Raw genomic sequence first — 18,414 nt, forward strand, 5'->3', positions numbered from 1 at the left:
GCGGCGATGACCAGTCCCACGACGCGGCGTCAGTTCCTGCAGGCCGTCGGAGTCTCTGGCGGAGCGGGCGTCCTCTACAGCACGATGGCTGCCCTCGGCCTGGCACCGGCCGCCCAGGCGGCACCCGCGTTTCGGGCGCCGAACCGATCGGACTTCACCCTGACCGGCCGGTCCGCAAAATCCGTCCTGATCCTCGGCGCCGGCGTGGCCGGCCTGGCCACCGCGTACGAACTTGCCAAGGCCGGCTACCGGGTGCAGATCCTGGAGGCGCGCAACCGACCCGGCGGTCGCAACTGGACGGTACGGGGCGGCACCGTCGAAACCGACCTGGACGGGCAGACCCAACGGGCCCGGTTCAGCGGCGGACAGTACCTCAACGCCGGGCCGGCTCGGATCGCACAGCACATGGTGACCCTCGACTACTGCCGTGAGCTGGGCGTGCCGGTCGAGGTCTTCGGCAACCAGAACGCCGACAGCTACTACTTCAACGACAACGTCGGTGCGCTGTCCGGGCAGCCGATCCGGCACCGTGAGGCCAAGGCCGACGTCTACGGGTACGTCTCCGAACTGCTCGCCAAGGCCACCGACCAGGGTGCCCTGGACACCCACCTCACCGGCGAGGACAAGGAACGGCTGCTGGAGTTCCTGCGCTCCTTCGGCGCCATCGGCCCCCGGCTGGCCGGCGACCCGGCGGCCAGCTGGCGGTACACCGGCACCAACCGGCGCGGCTACGAGGTGGAACCGGGCGCCGGCTTCCAGGCGGGCACCCCGAAGCTCACCCCCTACCCGTTGTCCGACGTGCTGGCCAGCGGCGTCGGCCGGTACTTCTCCTTCGAGTTCGGCTACGACCAGGCGATGCTGATGTTCCAGCCCGTCGGCGGAATGGACCGCATCGCGTACGCCCTGGAAGAGGCCGTCGGGCGACGCCACATCACCTACGACGCGGAGGTCCGCTCCATCTCGAACACCGGCGCCGGGGTGTCCGTGGTCTACACCGGACCGGGTGGGCGGACGCGCACCGCCACCGCCGACTTCTGCGTCTGCACCATCCCGCCGCAGGTGCTGGCGAAGATCCCGTCGAACCTCACCGAGCCGGTCAGGACCGCCCTGGCGTACGCGGTGCCGAACGCCACCGGCAAGATCGGTCTCCAGTACCGCCGACGGTGGTGGGAGCAGGACGAGAAGATCTACTCCGGCATCACCAACACCAACCTGGATCTCTCCGCGATCTGGTACCCGTCGTACGGCTACCACGGCGCGAAGGGCGTTGTCGTCGGGTACTACAACAACGGCGCGAACGCCCGGGCGTACGCCGCACTGTCACCTGCCGACCGGGAGGCCCGCGCCGTCGCCCAAGGGGTACGCATCCACGGCGAGAAGTACCGCACCGAGCTGGAGACCTCCTTCTCGGTGGCCTGGGAACGCACCCGCTACTCCGAGGGCGGCTGGGTGTCGTGGCCCTCACGCACCACCGGCGGACACTACGGTCGCCTGCTGGAACCCGACGGCCGGGTGTACTTCGCCGGTGACCACCTCAGCCACTACATCGCCTGGCAGGCCGGTGCCTTCGAGTCGGCCCGCAAGGTCGTCACCGACCTGCACACCCGGGTCATGTCGAGTTGACAGGCGCGTACCGACCGACCCGGCGGAGGCTCAGCCGGGCCGGTGGTTGGTGGTCCGGCCGACCCGCTGGATGAGGGCCTCGACCCAGCGTTCGAAGCGGCCGTTGCCGCCGCCGAGCAGCCCGCTGAGCTCGTCGGCGGTCACCGCGCCCCGGGTGGCCAGCGAGTCGACCAGGGTGCGCAGCCGGCGGTTGTCGTCGTCGGCCGGCCCCTCGCTGAAACCGCCGGTGCCCAGGTGGCGCTGCACGTCCTGGAGGATGTCCATCATCTGCGGCAGCGTTTCGACGATCTGCGACAGGCCGGCCTCGCGTGGGCTGGTCGAGCCGCGCAACTCCTGAAGGGCGAGGGCGATCGATATCGGGGTGACGATGTCGTCGCCCTCGCCGAAGGCGTCGATGGCCCGACCGAGCTGCTTCTTGGCCTGGTGCACGCTGTCCAGGTCGGTGTGGTCGACGCTGATCACCCGCATGCCGTGCACGTCGAAGGGCAGCTGCTGGTCCTTCGCCAGCAACTGCACGAACGGCTTGCGCAGCGCGTGCCGGACGGCCAACTCGTAGAAGACGTTGGGATTCTGGTCGGTGAGGTCGGCGATGACCAGGTCGTTCAGGATGATCCGGTCCAGCACCTGCGAGGTGATCATGCCGGAGCGTTCGATCTCGTCGCCACGTACCGCGACGTAGCCGCGCTCCTCGACCACCGGGCGGATGACGTGATTGAGGATCTGGTCGCTGCGTTTGCGAGTGTCCGAGCCCTCCGGGCCGATCGGTGCGATCACGAAGCACTCACGGCTCGCCGGCCTGTCGTTACCCTCCCCCATGGACACAGCGTAGTGGAGTTCAGCGATACGCGTTGTCAGCCGGTCGGTGCACGACGTCGGCCCCACCGCTCGCGATGGTCGGCGAGCAGCCGGTGGGCCCGCTGCGCGGCCGGCGGACTGACCGACTCCGCCGCCCAGTCGGCCAGCACGGCGGCCATCCCGTCGACCAGGTGCCGGCCCACCGGGGTCAGTCGCCGCTGCGCGGCCAGCACCCGTACGGTGTCGTCGGCGGCCCGGCTCCACCGGGCGAACTCGACCTCGGCGCGGTACCGGGCCGCACCGTCGACCGTCACCCGCGCCTGCCGACGCCAGAACCCCGCCACCCCCAGATGGGCGTACACCCCGTGCAGCAGGCCCTCCAACGGCCGGGGGTCGGTGCGCCACGGCGTGTAGAACAGCTCGGGTGGGCCCGGTTCCAGCAGGGCGAACATGTCGTTGAGCGCGGCCAGTTTGGCGTGCTGGATCTCGTGGGCCAGCACGACGGCGGCGGACGGGGCGTCCGGTGGCAGCGACATGGCCACCGCCCCGAAGGCGTGGTGGAAGGTGCCGCTGCGGCTGCCGGCGCCGGGCGAGGGGACCGGCACCAGCGCGCGTAACGTGCCGGACAACTCCTCGGCGACCGGGCGATGGTGCTCGACCAGCAGACGCCACGCCTCGTCCAGGCGCGACCGCCACGCGTCGGTCAGCCCGCCGCTGATGCGGTGACCGGTGCCGATTCCCGGCACATGCTGCCAACTGCGAGTGTCCAGCAGCAGGGACAACCGCAGCCCGTGGTGGGCCAGATCCAGCCGGGGTACCGGCCGCCAGCGCCTGTCGGTCGAGCCGGCACCGATCTCGACCCGCTCGCCCGCGCCGTACGCCCAGGCGTGTCCACGGCTGACCCGGACCCGGGCGTGGGTGGCGGTGTCAGGCAACGTCGCCGTGCCCAGGCCGGGCAGATCCAACCGGCCGGCCGCGCCGACCGCGAGCGGCACGTCGAGGTCGGCCTCCAGTCCCGCGCGTACGGCGGCGGTGGCCGCCACCGCCGCCAGCAGCCCGGGGTACGCCTGCGCCGTGCCGTCCCCGTCGAGCAGCGCCGCGGTGCCGAACGCCCAGGCGGCGACCGGTGGATGCCCGAGCGCCGTGGCCCGCTGCTCGGGCCGCAGCCCGGCCAGCAGCCGATAGGCCGCCTCGATCGCGGCCCGGTCGGGATGCCCCCGCTCGCGCAGCAGCGCGATGATCGCGCGGACCAGCAGCATCGACTTGCTGTGCTGGGCGGCCCGTAACCAGGCCACCCCGTCCGCGCCGCCGCGCCCGGCGGCCAACTCGTCGAGGACCACCCGGGGCAGCCGATGCTCGCCGGGGATCACCGGGCCGCCCCGGACAGCACCGCGAGATCCCGTCGTATCGTGCGCCCGATGTGGCCGATCAGGGCGTACAGGTCGGGGCAGTAGACCGACGGATTGTCGAAGCCGGTGTCGGCTCGCCAACGGTGGGTACGCAATCCGCCGCCGCACACCCGGCGCCTGTCGCAGGCCTGGCAGGTGGCACAGAGGGACGCCGACCCGGCCTGCTGCGCGCGGACCGCCGGCAGGTCGAGCGCGTCGTCGAACCGGTCCCGCAGCACGTGCAGCCCGGTGCGGGCGGCGCCGCTGTGCGCGGCGGCGAGCGTGTCGTCCATCTCGATGGCCCCGTCGGTCTGCACCACCGCGACCGCGGCGGGGCTGGTGCCCACCCCGGCGAGTCGGGAGTGGCCGCCGAGCAGCACCTGGATGATCTCGTCGAAGAGACGGATCCGCACCGGTGGTCCGGCGGCGTGGTACCACTGCTCGAAGACCGTGATCAGCCAGTCCGCGTACGGGGTAGGGCGCGGTTGCGGCACCCGCCCGGGTGGGGGAGTGCTCCAGGTGCCGTGCGGCAGCAGGAAGTCCATCGTCGGCGGCCGGTGCGCCAGCAGGCTGCGGTACGTGGTCACCGGATCGTTGCGCAGGTCGACGGTGCACAGCAGACCGTTGAACAGGTGCGGATAGCCGGTGGTGAGCCGGCGGATCGCCGCGTCGACCCGGTCGTGGCTGCCGCGCCCGTCGGCCCCGCGCCGATGCCGGTCGTGGGCGGCCCGGTCACCGTCGAGACTGAGGCTGATTCGCACGTCGAGCCGGTCGAACAGCCGCAGGTACGCCTCGTCCAGCCGGATGCCGTTGGTCTGCACCGTGAGCCGGGTCGGCACCGGCGCGACGCCCTGTCGGATGGCCGACACGGCGCTCTCGATCCGCGCCGGCCCGGCCAGCAGCGGTTCGCCACCGTGCAGGATCACCGAGACGGTGTCGAGTCGGTGGGCGCGGGCATGTTCGCCGATGCGGCGTGCGGTCGCGTCGAGCACCCGGGGCGACATGATCCGGGGCAGGTCCCGCCACCGCTGGTCGGCCATCGTGTAGACGTAGCAGTGGTCGCAGGCCAGGTCGCAGCGACTGTGCAACTTGAGCACGAACTGGCGGAAGGCTACCGGCGGGGCGCGGCGGACGGCCGAATCACCGGCTGTCCGGTGCCCGTCGTCTGATTCGGGCATCAGGGGCTCCAAAACAGGCGGCGGCCGGAGGGCCGCCGTCGATGCCACCAGCATACATTGATGAGCGACGCTGACCGGGTTGCCAGCGGATCGACAGACAGTGAAGGATGTCGTCCGAGACGGTCCGCCGCCGGCCTCGGGTGGCGCAGCGGTCACCCCTGGTCTCGACGCCGTACCGTTATCATGGGCGTACGCAGCGGATCTGGCCAACGATCTATGTCCGGCTTCGAGGCGACACGATCATTGTGCGATACGCAGACAGGCGGTGATCGGGTTGGACACCGGGGAGGACGTGTTGCGCTCCGATCTGATCGATCTCACCGAAGTGGACCTGGCCGCGCTGGAGGGCATGCCCTCTCAGGTGCTGCTGGCCGCGCTGCATCGCCTGCAACGCCGCAGCGCCGCCGCCGGCGACCAGTACGCAGGCTGGAACAGTGCGATCGATGACGACGACTGAGCAACAGGGCGGCCCGACCGCCGCCGTGGGCGCGGGGGAGCCGGTCGCCCACTGCACCATCGTGTCCTTCGTGTCGCCCACCAGCGGCAACTCCGGGCGCAGCAGCGCGGTGGCCAACATCGCCTGGATCCTGGCCTCGAACGGCAAGCGGGTCCTCGCGGTCGACTGGTGCACCAAGACCCCCCGGGTCTACGACTACCTGCGTTCCTTCCGGATCGACGCCCTCGGCAGCGCCGGGGTGCTCGGCGCGGAGCTGGCCGCGTTGACCAGCCCGCACCCGGACGCGCCGGCCCACCGCACCTCGGCGCTGAGCGGGCCGACCGCACCGGAGCAGGGGGTCCTCTACCGGTACGCCATTCCCGGCACGAGCTTCAGTTTCGCCCTGGTCGGGGTGAGTCTGGAGGTCGACGGCCTGCCCAAGGTCGACCCGGTACGGGCCCGGCTGCTGCTGCGGCAGGCCGGCTACGACTACGTCCTGATCGACACCCCGGTGGATCTCACCATGCCGGGGGTCAGCTACGCCGCCATGCTCAGCGACGTCGCGGTGGTCTCGATTCCGCCCCGCCGTCCCGCCCTGCAGCAGGCCGCCGACCTCGCCGACCAGTTGCAACGGCAGGCCACCGGCGGCATCCGCATCCTCGCCGCGCCCACCCTGCGCGACGTCAGTCAACCGTGGTACGGCGAGGCCCGCGACTCGGCCCGCAAGGCGTTCGCGAAGCTGCTCGACGAGTCGGCCAACGCACCGAACTCCTCCGTCGAGATCGTGGAGGTGCCCGAGCCGACCTACGACACCTACGACGACGTGCTGGCCGTGCTGGCCGACAGCCCCGGCGAGCAGAGCAGCCTGCTGTCGGCGTACGAACAGATGGCCTCCTGGATCAGCGGTGGCGCGGTGACCCGGGTGGCCGAGGTGCCCGACCGGATCCGCCGCCGCTACCGCCGGGGTGTGTTGCTGGAACGGGCGGAGAGCGCGGACGAGATCCACGTACTGTACGAGCCGCCCGAGCGGCCGTACGCCGACTGGATCGCCGGGCAGCTGCAGCGGGCCGACGTCCACGTTCACCCGCACGCCCTGCGTGGTGGCGCCGCGCCGACGTTCGAGGCGGACGCCACCGTGCTGGCCCTGCTCTCCCCAGGGGTGGTCAAAGCGCTCGGTGCCGGCCTGACGGCCGCACCCGGCACCGACATCGAGGTGTTCGGGGTACTGACCGAGGGTCAGCCACCGAACCAACTGGATCCCAGCCGGATCATCGACCTGCGCGAGGTCGACGCCGCCCGCGCCCAGCCTCTGCTGCTGAGCCAGTTGGGTCTCATCGCACCCACCCAACCCCCCGGCGACCTGCGCTCGGCCCCGCGCTACCCGGCCGAGACGGAACGTCGTCTGCGCTCGAATCTGCCGACCCGCAACGGGTCCTTCGTCGGCCGCAGCGATTACCTGGAACGACTGCGCGACCAGCTGACCGACGGTGGTGGGCCGGTGACCCTCAGCGGCGGGGCCGGCGTCGGCAAGAGCGAGATCGCCCGGGAGTTCGCCCACCGCTTCGCCTACGACTACGACGTGGTCTGGTGGATACCGGCCCAGGACCGGGAGACGGTGCAGACGGCCCTGGGCGAGCTGGCTCAGGAGATCAACGTGGTGGACAGCGTCGGTGCGGCGGAGGCGGCCGTGGCCGCCCTGTCGGAGCCGAGGAGCACCATCGCCCGCTGGCTGTTGATCTACGACAACGCCGACGACGCCGAGGTGCTGGCCGGCCTGCTGCCCCGCCCCGGTACCGGGCACATCCTGTTCACCTCCCGCGACGACGGCTCCTCGAACCTGCCCTCCCCGCTGGAAGTGGCGGCGTTCAGCGGCGACGAGAGCGTCACCATGCTGCGCCGCATGCTCGGCATCAGCTCTGCCGACGCCCGGTCCATCGCCGCTGCGGTCGACCACCTGCCGTTGGCCCTGCGGCTGGCCACCGCCTGGATCCGGGAGCGCACCCGGATACTGGAACGCGAGGGCGTGCCCAACCTGGTGGCGGTCAGCCGATCCGTTGAGGAACTGCTGTCCAGCCTGCGCCAACCGGGCGTGGAGGAACCGACCGAACGCATCCCCGGATCGCGTACCTCCACGGTCGCCCGGGTGCTGGACAACACCCTGGCCACCCTGCGGGACACCGAGTTCGGGGCGTTGGCCATCCGGGTGGCCGAGATCGCCGCGTTCCTCTCCCCGGAAGGCATCGGCCTACCACTGCTGCGCTCGACGCCGATGCTGGTACAACTCGCCGCGGCAGCCGAGACCGATCCGGAAGAGTTGCTGCTCGCCGCCGGAGAGATCGACCTGGTGCTGGCCGTGGGCGCGCGCTTCGCCCTGTTCGACATCGACTGGGGACGGGGTGCGGCGCTGCGGATGCACCGGGCCATCCAGTTCCTGATCCGCGAGTCGATACCCGAGCCGCAGCGGCGCGAACGACACCGTCAGGTCCTGCACGGCCTGGCCGGTTACGCGCCGTCCGACCCGGAGGCCGACGACCGCCGCTACCTGCCGATCTTCGAGGAACTGCAGCGTCATCTCGTGCCATCCGGGGCATTGACCGCCGACGACGCCCGGGTACGGCACTGGGTGGTCAAACAGGTCCGTTACCTGTTCTACTTCGGCGACAGCGACGCCTGGCAGTCCGCGGTGCGCCTGGCGCAGCAGGCCTGTGACCGGTGGGCGGCCGGCGGCGACTTCGACCAGCTCACCATGCGCCTGTTCGTGCAGACCGCGAACCTGCACCGGGTGCTGGGCCGGCCGCAGGAGGCGCTGCGCCTCGACGAGCAGGTGCTCAGCGAGCAGCGCCGCCGCTACGGGCTGCGGCACTTCCGGACCCTCATCGCGGGCCGGGGCAGGGGCGGTGACCTGCGTGGCCTCGGCCGATTCGAGGACGCCCTGGTGGAAGACCAGGCCACCCTCGCCGGCTACCACGAAGTGCTCGGCGGCGACCATCCGAACACCCGGATGGCGATCAACAACCTCGCCATCTCCTTCCAGCTGACCGGCGACGCTCGGGAAGCACTGCGCCTGGCGCACCAACTGTTCGACAGGTGGATGAGCCTGTTCGGCCCGGACGAGCCGGCGACCTGGCGGGCGGCATGCCTGGTCGGCACCCTGGAGCGGGAGGTCGGCGAGTACGAGCTGTCGCTGACCACCCTGCGGGGCACCCTGGAACGGGTGCACGAGCTGCGGTCGGCCTCCCAACTTGACGAACTGCAGGTCAACCGCAGCCTCGCGGTCACCGAGCGCCGTCTGGGGCTGACCCTCGCCGCGAAGAAGCGCAGCATCGAGACCTTCCGTGGCTACCGGGACCGCTTCGGGGAAGATCATCCGCTGACTCGGTCCAGCCTGCTCAGCATGGCCGTCGACTACTACCGGGCCGGAGACGCCGGCGCCGCCGTCGAACATGCCATGCGCTGCCTGCGGGGCTACGAGCGGACGCTGGAGACCGGCCACCCGTTCACCGCGGTCTGCTCGGTCAACCTCGGCATCTGCCACCGGGGCACCGGCGAGTACGACCACGCCATCCGTGACGGGGAGCGGGGCATGCGCACCCTGCGGGCCCGGCTCGGCGACGCCCACCCGTGGACGCTGACCGCGGCGACGGCCCAGGCCGGTCACCTGGCCGCCCGCGGTGACCTGGCCGACGCCGTACGTCTGCAGCAGGAGACGCACCTGACCAGTCTGCGTTTCCTCGGTCGGCGGCACCCCTGCACCGGCGACGCCGCCGCCAACCTCGCTGCGATCGTCGCCCGGCGCGACGGCACGGACGACGGCGGTGTGGCGGCGTTGACCGACACGGACATCGACGTGCCGAGAAGCTGAGGAGTGACCAGGTGAGCGACCCGCAGCTGATCGATGCGGTGGTGGAGGACTCCGCCGAGCAGGACGTGCCGGGGTTCCGGAAGAAGCGGAACCTGTGCCGGCAGTTGCTTCTCGACGACCCGGCGGTCTACCACATCGCGCACTACACCGGCGGCGTGCTCGACTTCTCGCTGGACCTGCTGGCCCACGACTCGGCACCGGCCGGTCGACCCGACACCGACCCGACCCAGCGCCGTGAGGCGTACCGCCGGGTGGGCGCCCAGTTGGCCTACCGGGCCGCCGAACTCAGCCGCCGGGTTTGGCACCTACAGCATGGTGGGCTGGTGCGGTTGGCCGCGCAGACCCGGGTCGACTACGTCTTCTGCAACACCACGGTCGGCGGGGAACACGTGGTGGGTTTCGCGCGCACCGCCGCGGCCACCGACTCCGTCGTCGACCCGGCGGCGGCCAGTCAGACCGACCAGGGGGCTGCGAAACTCGCCACCGACCTGCGCGGTCTGGTCCGACAGCCGTCACAGAATCCCGGCGGCTGGCAGACCGAGACGTACGACCCGTCGTCCTCGGACGGCGACATCACGCCCTACCTGGCCGAGGTCGGCGACAGCGAGGCGATCCTCACCCGGGCCCTGCGCCCCGCGGGCCTGCACTATCTCAGTCATCACCGGCTGGGGGAGCAGGTCTCGGCGGTCGACATCCTCGTGCACCCGGATCTCGAACAGTTCTTCAACCGGGGCGCCACCGTGGTCGACCGGCGTACCGGCTACCAGCGGCTGTCGCGGGACCTGTCCCTGCTGGCCCTGCAGGTCAGCCGGGACCTCCGCCGGGCAATCACGGGCGAGGTGGAGCGGTTGGTGCTCGACCTGGAGATCGGCGCCGTCTACTACTACCTGCTCGCGCCGGACGAATACCTCTTCGGGGTGTGTCTCGACCAGGACTGGGTCAGCCACGCCGACCAGGCCATGTGGAAGGTGGGCGGGCAACTCTCCCGCGCCCGCCCCTGACATCTCACGCGCTGTCCGAGGCCCCCCAGACCCGGGGTGGAACAGCTCGTCAGCTGTCGATCACCTGTCGGCGAACCTGGCCGCTGAGCCCGTCGAACATCGACCGCGCCTCCGACCAGCTCAGCGACCGGTCGACCGGTTCGGCCTGGGCGCCGCCGTCGGGCGGGGCCAGGTCGTCGAGCAGATCCAGTTGGAACAGTGGCAGGTATTCGGCAATCCCGTCGTAGGTTTCGCAGAGCCGGTCCAGCCGTTGCAGGTCGGCCGGATGGGGGGCGTGACGGTGATTGACGTACCACTGCTCGACGCCTTCGCGGAACGCCTCGATCAGCCGGCGCAGCACCAGGGCGGTGCCCAGCGCCCGCTGCACGTCCCGCGAACGCAGGCCCGAGCGCAGCAGCGGTGCCGCCTCGCCGGTTCGGCGGGCGGGCTCCGGTCGGGACGGGGTGAACGCGTCACGCAGGTGGCGTTCGAAGCCGGTGAGCTGGTCCAGCGCCTGCACCGCCTCGACGAAGACCCGGGCCACCCGGCCCGGCAGGGCAGTGGCGAGCCCGGTCTCGGTCTGGTGCGTCGACGACACGGTGTCGCGTCGGGTCGACGTCCGCGCGTCCGGGCGCAGGTCGCCCCGGATCTCGTCCAGCTGGTACGACAGCCGTTCCAGCGAACGCTGGGCGTTGGTCTGTTGCCGCTGGATCCGCTCGACCCGCTGCCGTACCGAGGTCAACGCGTCCGCGCCGAGAGTCTGCTCCAGCCGACGCATCGACGCCTTGACGCTGCCGGACAGGTCCTCGGCGAAGGTCTGCGGATCGTGGACGATCGGCTCCACACTGAACGTCTCGGTGAGGTCGGCGGCGAACTCCGCCGGCAGATGCCCGACGACGACCAGGATCACCTCGCTGTCCGGCACGGCCGCCCGGATCGCCACGACCCGACGGTTGAGCTCGTCGACCTCCTCGGCCTTGAGCACCGACTCGGTCAGCAGCACGCAGCAGCCGGCGCCCTGCTCGTCCAGCGGCACCCAGAAGTCGACCGGTAGGTCCCGCAGCGAACCGATCAGGTGGTCCCGTTGGTACGACCAGCCTTCCTGGGTCAGCACCCGCCGTACGTCGGCGGCGACATCCTGCCGGCTGGCCAGATCGAACTGGACCCGTACCGCCTCCCGGACCATGCGGTGGGTGACCTGCGTGCCGTCCTGCATCGCCCGCTGGTAGAGGTGGTAGCACAGCCGGATCAGTCGACGCGGCACCCCGTCGGTCAGGTTGGTCAGGTACTCGGTGGTCTCCACCGTGAAGGGTGTCAGTCTGGCCTGGCCGAAGGCCCGCAGCTGGCTCTGCCGGATGAAGTCGCGGACGTCCTGCGCGGTGAGCGCGGACATCCGCACGATCGGCCCGATCCGCTGGCGCACCTGCGGGGTCAGCAGGTGCAGCAACTCGGGCAGCCCGGCGATCACCAGCAGCGCGCCCGCCGAGGCGAAGACGCCGATCAGGCGGGAGAACCGGGCCGAGGTCTCGTCGCCCGGCCGTCCGGCGGTGGACAGGATCTTGTCCAGTTCGTCCAGCACCAGGACGAAACGGTCGTGTCGGCGCGCGAGCAGCAGCGCCAGCACCCCCATCGTCTCCACCGCGCCGGACTCCACGTCCGCCCGTGCGGTGACGCCGGCGTTGACCAGTGCCGGCCCCGGTGGATAACCCATCAGCCAGTCCCAGGCCGCCGCCTCGGTGGCCGGATCGACGAGCATCGCCAGCACCGTGCCGACGGCGGGATCGGCGCTGACCTCGGCCAGTTCGACCCGCAGCCGCTCGGCGAGCACCTGGGTACGCTCACCGGCTGGTGTCGGCGCCTCGGTCGACTCCGCTCGGTAGTCGTCGACCAGGGCGCGTACCGCCTCACGGGACAGTCGACCCAGGAACCGTCGGCTCAGCGACAGGAATGTGTCGGCGGGCGCGTCGAGGTACACGGCCTGCACCGTCCCGGTGGTGCCGCGCCGGGCGTGGGCCAGCAGCTCGGCCGCGAGGTGTGTCTTGCCGGTGCCGTAGTCACCCACCACCGCCACCGTCCCACCGTTGCCGGTGGTCAGGTAGTTGTCCAGGTGTGCGAGGGCGTCACGGATGGCCACCGTGACCACGGTGGTGGCCAGCGCGCCGCCCTCGGTCACTCGGGCCACTGCCGTCGGGGAGAACGGATTGACCGGGTCGACCGCCGGCGGATCCTCGATTGCGTCCATTGCCCTGATCCTCCGGTAGCTCTGCTCTGGGCACCAGGCAGTCCCACGCCGGAGGTCGGATTTCCCCGTACACCGCCACCGGAACGTCTTCAAATCGTAGCCCTCGGTAGCCATCCAGGCGGACCCTCGAACGAGCTCAGAAGGGGCTCACCTGCAAAAAAGAGCCGATCGGCGGGTCTGCCGAACGCTCTGGCGATCGACTGCGTCAAATACCATTGGCCCATGGGCTCAGTCCGCTGGTCGGGATGCCGACCGTGGCCGCCCCACCTCACCGGTTCCGGCACGTACGGCCCTCCTGAGGAGGGCACCCTCCGATGACGTACCCGTCCTCCGGTTTCGGCCGGCCCTCCGCCTGGTGGCTGCGGGTCGTGTTCGGAATCATCGGCGTGGTCGCCCTGGTCCTCGGCGGGATCGGGTTCGACCGGCTGCGCACGGAAAGCCCGGACGCCATCCACGATTCCTACGACGTGCTCTACTACACGCTGCAACTGTTCGTCCTCAGCGCCGAGCCCTTCGAAAACCCCGGCCCCTACCCGTGGCAGTTGCAGGTCGCCCGCTTCGTCGCCCCGCTGTTCACCCTGCTCGCCGTCGCCGAGGCGGCCCGACTGCTGCTGGCCGCCGAGATCCGCCGGCTGCGGGCCCGCCGGGCCAGCGGCCACGCCCTGGTCTGCGGCGACTCCCAGTTCGCCCACATGCTCGCCGACCGGCTCTACGCCGACGGTGAGCGGGTGGTCGTGGTGCGCTCCGAAGCGTTCGGGCCGCTGGAATACCGCCGACGCCGCTACCTCGGGGTGATCGGCGACCCCACAAGCGTCGAGGTGCTGCGCGGCGCCGGTCTGCCCCGGGCCCACACCATCTACGCCTGCACCCACGACGACGACCTCAACCACGCGATCGCCAACGCCGCCAGCCGGCTGATCCAGGACCGGCGCAACCCGCCCCGGGTCTACGTCCAGGTCCACGATCCGGAGATGTGCCTGTCGTTGCAGGCCCGGCGGCTCGGTGCCGCCGGTTCCAGCCGACTGCGACTGGACTACTTCCACGTCGACGACATCGCCGCCCGCGCGCTGCACCGCCACCATCCGCTGCGTCCGACCCGGGACCGCACCGCCACGATCCTCATCGCCGGCAACGGCAGCTTCCGTCGCGCCCTGCTGGTGGAGACGGCCCGGCACTGGCGGGCCCAGCGCACCCGCTCGAACCTGGCCGCCGCGCCGCTGCGGGTGGACCTGGTGGCCCCGGACGCCCGCGCCGAGTTCGCGCTCGTGGCCGCCCGCTACCCGTTCCTGCGCACCGTCTGCCAGGTGTCGACGTACGACCGGCAGGTCGAGGAGCTGACCGCGCTGGCCCAGTTCACCGCCGGTGGCTACGACCGCATCTACATCTGCCTGCCGGACGAGGACAGCGGCCTGCAGTTCGCACTCGACACTCCCGCGCTCTGGCAGGGCACCCGCAGCACCGTCTTCGTGCCGGTCTACCGGCAGGCCGCGCTGGCCGCCGCCTTCCACGGCGACTCCCGTCACGACCTGCTCGACGAGGTGCACGGCAAACTGTGCCTCTACCCGGTGCTGACCCACGCCTGCGAGGCCGAACTCATCGCCGAGGACCTCACCGAACGGCTGGCCCAGCAGATCCACGAACGCTACCTGCACGCCCGGCAGCAAGCCGGCGTACGCCTCGGCGACGCCCCCGCGATGGTGCACTGGTCCCGGCTGCCCGAGTCGCTGCGCCGCGCCAACCGCAGCCACGTGCAGGACATCGCCGCCAAGCTGCTCAACCTCGGCTGCGTCGTCGCGCCCCGGCACGGACACACCGGCGACGCCTCGGCCGCCGGGCAGGCCATCGCCGAACGCGTCGAGCAGTTGGCGCGTCTCGAACACGAACGGTGGTGCCAGGAACGGCGCACGGAAGGCTGGACGTACGGTGAGCCCCGTGACGATCTGCGCCAACGGCATCCCGAACTTCGACCGTGGGACGAGTTGAGCCCCGCCGTGCAGGAACAGAACCGCGAGGAGATCCGGGCCCTGCCGGATGTGCTGTCCGACAGTGGATTCGAGCTGATCCGGCTGACCACCCCGGTGCCCGCCCCACGACCGGGAGCAGCCGATGCTCGGTGAGCACGGCCCGCTGCGCGTCGGCGTCGCGGGCCACATCCACCTGACTCCCGGCAGCGTCCGGCCGATCGCCGACGCGCTACGGGCCGAACTGCACCGGCTCAGCGACCGCCCGGTGCACGGCGTCACCTGCCTGGCCGACGGCACCGACCAGATCTTCGCGCGGGTGGTCCTGGCCACCGGCGGCACGTACGAGGTGATCCTGCCCGCCGCCGACTACCGGGACACGATCACCGCCGCCCGCCGGGCCGAGTTCGACGAGTTGCTGGCGCGGGCCAGCACAGTCATCCACACCGGGCACCAGCACTCCGGCACCGCCGCCTACCTGGCCGCCAACCAGGAGTTGTTGAGTCGGGTGCAGTGTCTGGTCGCGGTCTGGGACGGCTCACCGGGCTGCCACGCGGCCGCCACGGACCGGACCGTCGACGCGGCCCGGCAGCGCGGCATCCCCACCACCGTCCTGTGGCCCGCGCAGGCCCGCCGCGCCTGACGGCCGGCACGCCGCTGCTCACACGCCGTGGGCGAACAGCGCCAGGCGTACCCGGTTCGGGCTGCCGGTCTTGGTCATCAGGCTGGTGATGTGCGTCTTGACGGTGGTGACGCCGATGTGGAGCCGCTCGGCGATCTCCGCGTTGGACAGCCCTTGGGCGACCAACCTCAGCACCTCCTGTTCGCGGGCAGAGAGCCCACCGACCGGCTCCGGCGACCCGGTACGGGCGTGCACCGCCCGGTGCACCAGCCGCCGCAGCACCTCCTGGCTGAACGGACTGTCCCCGGCCGCGGCCCGACGGATGCCGTCGAGCAGGTCGGCAGGGGGTGCGTCCTTGAGCAGGAAACCGCAGGCACCGGCGGTCAACGCCGGATAGAGGTGGTCGTCGTCGCCGAACGTGGTCAACACCAGCACCCGGGTGGCGGGCCGGTCGGCGAGGATGCGGCTGGTCGCGGTGATCCCGTCCACCCCCGGCATCCGCAGATCCATCACCACCACGTCGGGGCGCAGCCGGGTGGCCAGCGAGATCGCCTCGCGGCCGTTGTCGGCCTCGCCGACCACCTCGATGTCCGGCGCGGACTCGCAGAGCATCCGCAGGCCGGCGCGGATGAGATGCTGATCGTCGACGAGCAGGACCCGGATCATGACACCCCTTCCGTCGCGGCGGGCAGGACGGTCTGCACCCGCCAGCCCGTACCCTCGACCGGTCCGGCCGCCAACCGGCCGCCGAGCACCTCGACCCGCTCCCGCATCCCCGGGATGCCGTGGCCGCCGCCGGCCGGCACCGGCGCCGGCACCGGGCCACGCCCGTCGTCCACCACCTCCCAGTGGACGGCCCCGTCACGCATCCGCACGGTCAGCCGGGCCACGGCCGACGGGCCGGCGTGCCGGGCCACGTTGGTCAGCGCCTCCTGGGTCAGGCGCAGCACCGCCAGGCCCCGCACCGCGTCGATCGCGCCGATCGCCGGGTCGATGTCGGCCTCCACGGTGATCCCCGCCTGGCGGGCCCGGTCCACCGCCGCACCCAGGGCCGCCGGCAGCGCCGACGGCTCGATCGCGGTCAGCGCCGCGTCGCCGCGTACCGCATCGGGGTCGCGCAGCACCGCGACCAGCCGGCGCAGGTCGGCCAGGGCCGCGGTGCCGGTGGCGTGCACGTCACCGAAGACCGCGTCCACCCGCGGATCCAGGTCGGTGATGACGTGCCGGGCCACGCCGACCCGCAGCACCATCGACGCCACGTGATGCGCGACCACGTCGTGCAGTTCGCGGGCGATGGCGCTGCGTTCGTCGGCGCGGGCGGCCCGGGCCTCCGACTCCCGGCGGCGCTGCTCCTCCGCCGCCCGCTGCTGCGCCTGCGCGGTCAACTCGCGGGTCGTGCGCACCACCAGGCCGAGCAGCAGCGGAACGCCGACCTCCAGCAGCAGCCCGACCACACCGGCGAGGAACCGGGGCAGTGGTTCGCCGATCGAGTCGGTCAGCGCGACCGCCGCCAACCCGGCGGCGGCCAGCCAGATCGTACGGGTCGCCTCGGCCCGCATGGTCAGTTCGAGCAGCGCCCAACTGGCCCCGACCTGGTTGATCGTGATGTCGTCGAGCAGTGGGATCGCCACGGCCAGCAGCGCGGTCTGCACCACCAGGTTGACCAGGGGCCGGCGGTGCAACACCAGGCCGAGGGAGAACGCGATCACCGCGAGGACCCACTGGGTGACCCCCGGTCGGTCGCCACCCAGCGGACCGAAGATCAGGTAGCCGAGGCCCGCGAGATCGAGCAGGACCATCCGCGCGAAGCTGTCCCGCGCGTCGAACAGCCGTCCCACCCACCCCACGCGGGTCACCCTAGCCCTCCGCGCCGGCCGGGCGCGGCGTCCACCTGCCCCGGATGATCAGGTAGGCGGCCAGGCCGAGCGGCCCGAGCAGGATCGTCAACAGCAGCACCGGCGCCATCACCAGCGACGGCACCCGACGCTCCCGACTGTCCAGCCACGCCCACCGACCGACGAACAGATCGAAAACGATCATGTGCGCCCAGCCCGCCGCCGCGCCGTCCGCCTCACCCAGCAGGTCGCGTACCCCGTCCAGGGACGGCGACGCCACCGCCGGCAGCACCTCGCCGAGCGCGGGCAGCACCAGCACCGCGTAGATCACCAGGCCGGGAAGCACGATCCACGGCGAGGCGATGACCCGGGCGGTCACCGACCACTTCGGTGCCAGGATCATCAACGCCCAGAACGGCGCGGCCACCGCGAACGTCAGCGTGAACAGCACCTCGGTCATGTCTGCGCCCCTTCCTCCCAGACGCCTTCCCGGCGCCCGCCGCACCTGATGCTGCGCCCGCTCACGCCGCCAACGCCACTTCGGGTTTGCGACCACGGGCCACCAGCAGGCCGGCGGCAGCCACGGTTGCGACGAGGAGTGCCGCCGCGACGCCCAGGGTCAGCGCGTCCGGCCGCAGCAGCGGCTGCCCTCGCAACGCCTGCCAGGTCAACAGCAGCGTCAACCCGCCGTACGCGCCACCCGCCACGACCAGCAGCCGCGCTCGGGTACGACCGTCGAGACGGCCACCGCCGAACCGGCCGAGCAGCACCGCCACGATCGGCAGCACCTGCATCGCGTGCAACCCCACGAAATGGCCGATCCGCAGGTCCCCGCCGCTGCTGCTCCAACCGGCCAGGGGCAGGCCGGGACCGCCGTCGACCACCCCCACGCTGTGCGCCCCGGCGATCCCCTCGGCGGCCGACCCGTCACCGGCCATCACCATCGGGATCGCCACCAGCATGCCGAGCAGCGCCAACCCCAACCCCAACCCGATCGCGTACCGGCCGGCCCGGTCGGCGATCGGTTGCCGCAGCACCGCCACCGCGAGGACGAGGTGTGCCACGGCCAGCATCATGATCGCCACACCCATCAGCATCCACAGCATCGCGTTCAACGGGCTGCTCACGTTGTAGTGGCTGGTCGTGCCCCGCAGCACCTGACCGACGATGATGGCCATCTCCACCACCCCCAGCGCCACGATGAGGGTGGCCGTCCACTCCGCGACCCGGCTGCGTCGGCGCAGCAGGGAGAGCAGCCAGGCCAGGGTCACCCCGTACAACACGAAGGACACCGCGAACTTCAACGGCTTGAGCCAGATCGGCACACCGGTCAGGACCCGCCCGTCGACGACGACGCCAACGGCGGCGACGACGGCGAGACCCGCCATCGCCCAGACGAAAACCATAAGCGGACGATGCCAGGACGTCCCCTGGCGCGAATAGGTAGCAGTCATGCCTCCGATGCTGTTCGGCGTGCTGCCGCAGCGCGCCC

The 18,414-nt window shown here is 71.6% G+C and carries 14 protein-coding genes; 6 read left to right on the top strand and 8 right to left on the bottom strand.

The annotated features are described in order from the left end of the window. The first annotated feature begins 6 nt into the window (after positions 1-6). Positions 7-1,623 (top strand): flavin monoamine oxidase family protein, encoded by a 1,617-nt coding sequence (locus EG812_RS06060; protein ID WP_126710993.1) that lies wholly within the window; start codon positions 7-9, stop codon positions 1,621-1,623. A 30-nt stretch (positions 1,624-1,653) separates the two neighbouring features. Here EG812_RS06060 and EG812_RS06065 read toward each other — a convergent pair whose 3' ends face one another. The 3 genes from EG812_RS06065 to EG812_RS06075 are packed head-to-tail and all read right to left on the bottom strand — an operon-like array spanning position 1,654 to position 4,984. Continuing rightward, the gene (locus tag EG812_RS06065; RefSeq protein ID WP_050814616.1) at positions 1,654-2,439 is read right to left on the bottom strand and encodes a hypothetical protein; all 786 of its coding nucleotides are present in this window, start codon (positions 2,437-2,439) and stop codon (positions 1,654-1,656) included. A 35-nt stretch (positions 2,440-2,474) separates the two neighbouring features. Further along, entirely contained in the window at positions 2,475-3,788 is a 1,314-nt protein-coding gene (locus EG812_RS06070) for an HEXXH motif domain-containing protein (protein WP_158632490.1), read from the bottom strand. Then, positions 3,785-4,984: an FxsB family cyclophane-forming radical SAM/SPASM peptide maturase gene (locus tag EG812_RS06075; protein WP_126710995.1), complete on the bottom strand. Its 1,200-nt coding sequence runs from the start codon at positions 4,982-4,984 to the stop codon at positions 3,785-3,787. Before EG812_RS06075 ends, EG812_RS06070 begins: the two co-directional genes overlap by 4 nt. A gap of 274 nt (positions 4,985-5,258) precedes the next feature. On the opposite strand from EG812_RS06075, the gene fxsA reads away from it, so the two are divergent. From fxsA to EG812_RS06090, 3 genes are read left to right on the top strand one after another with little or no spacing between them, the layout of a single operon-like run. Beyond that, the gene (gene fxsA, locus EG812_RS06080) at positions 5,259-5,441 is read left to right on the top strand and encodes an FxSxx-COOH cyclophane-containing RiPP peptide (RefSeq protein WP_126710996.1); all 183 of its coding nucleotides are present in this window, start codon (positions 5,259-5,261) and stop codon (positions 5,439-5,441) included. Then, entirely contained in the window at positions 5,428-9,282 is a 3,855-nt protein-coding gene (gene fxsT, locus EG812_RS06085; protein ID WP_126710997.1) for an FxSxx-COOH system tetratricopeptide repeat protein, read from the top strand. The genes fxsA and fxsT overlap by 14 nt, the downstream gene beginning before the upstream one ends. 11 nt (positions 9,283-9,293) lie before the next feature. Beyond that, the gene (locus tag EG812_RS06090) at positions 9,294-10,283 is read left to right on the top strand and encodes a hypothetical protein (protein ID WP_013734029.1); all 990 of its coding nucleotides are present in this window, start codon (positions 9,294-9,296) and stop codon (positions 10,281-10,283) included. A gap of 49 nt (positions 10,284-10,332) precedes the next feature. Here EG812_RS06090 and EG812_RS06095 read toward each other — a convergent pair whose 3' ends face one another. Then, complete coding sequence (locus EG812_RS06095; protein WP_013734028.1) at positions 10,333-12,504, bottom strand: ATP-binding protein; 2,172 nt, start codon at positions 12,502-12,504, stop codon at positions 10,333-10,335. Positions 12,505-12,818: 314 nt separating this feature from the next. Between EG812_RS06095 and EG812_RS06100 the strand changes: the two genes are divergently transcribed. Together EG812_RS06100 and EG812_RS06105 are read left to right on the top strand one after the other, a co-directional pair. Next, a complete protein-coding gene (locus EG812_RS06100) occupies positions 12,819-14,621 on the top strand; it encodes a RyR domain-containing protein (protein WP_126710999.1) in 1,803 nt (600 codons plus the stop codon). Then, positions 14,611-15,108 carry a hypothetical protein gene (locus EG812_RS06105; RefSeq protein WP_199743812.1) on the top strand — a complete coding sequence of 166 codons (498 nt, stop codon included), beginning with the start codon at positions 14,611-14,613 and terminating at the stop codon, positions 15,106-15,108. Before EG812_RS06100 ends, EG812_RS06105 begins: the two co-directional genes overlap by 11 nt. An 18-nt stretch (positions 15,109-15,126) precedes the next feature. Here EG812_RS06105 and EG812_RS06110 read toward each other — a convergent pair whose 3' ends face one another. The 4 genes from EG812_RS06110 to EG812_RS06125 all read right to left on the bottom strand — a co-directional run bounded on the left by EG812_RS06110 (position 15,127) and on the right by EG812_RS06125 (position 18,376). Then, complete coding sequence (locus tag EG812_RS06110) at positions 15,127-15,753, bottom strand: response regulator transcription factor (protein ID WP_126711000.1); 627 nt, start codon at positions 15,751-15,753, stop codon at positions 15,127-15,129. Then, positions 15,750-16,934 carry a sensor histidine kinase gene (locus tag EG812_RS06115; RefSeq protein ID WP_126711001.1) on the bottom strand — a complete coding sequence of 395 codons (1,185 nt, stop codon included), beginning with the start codon at positions 16,932-16,934 and terminating at the stop codon, positions 15,750-15,752. Before EG812_RS06115 ends, EG812_RS06110 begins: the two co-directional genes overlap by 4 nt. 10 nt (positions 16,935-16,944) lie before the next feature. Next, on the bottom strand, positions 16,945-17,382 hold the full coding sequence (locus EG812_RS06120; protein ID WP_126711002.1) for an ABA4-like family protein: 438 nt from the start codon (positions 17,380-17,382) through the stop codon (positions 16,945-16,947). Positions 17,383-17,443: 61 nt separating this feature from the next. Beyond that, positions 17,444-18,376, bottom strand: a complete 933-nt coding sequence (locus EG812_RS06125) for a hypothetical protein (protein WP_233579393.1) — start codon at positions 18,374-18,376, stop codon at positions 17,444-17,446. Positions 18,377-18,414: the final 38 nt, after the last annotated feature.

The sequence above is a fragment of the Verrucosispora sp. FIM060022 genome, assembly GCF_003977705.1.
Classification (GTDB): Bacteria; Actinomycetota; Actinomycetes; order Mycobacteriales; family Micromonosporaceae; genus Micromonospora; species Micromonospora gifhornensis.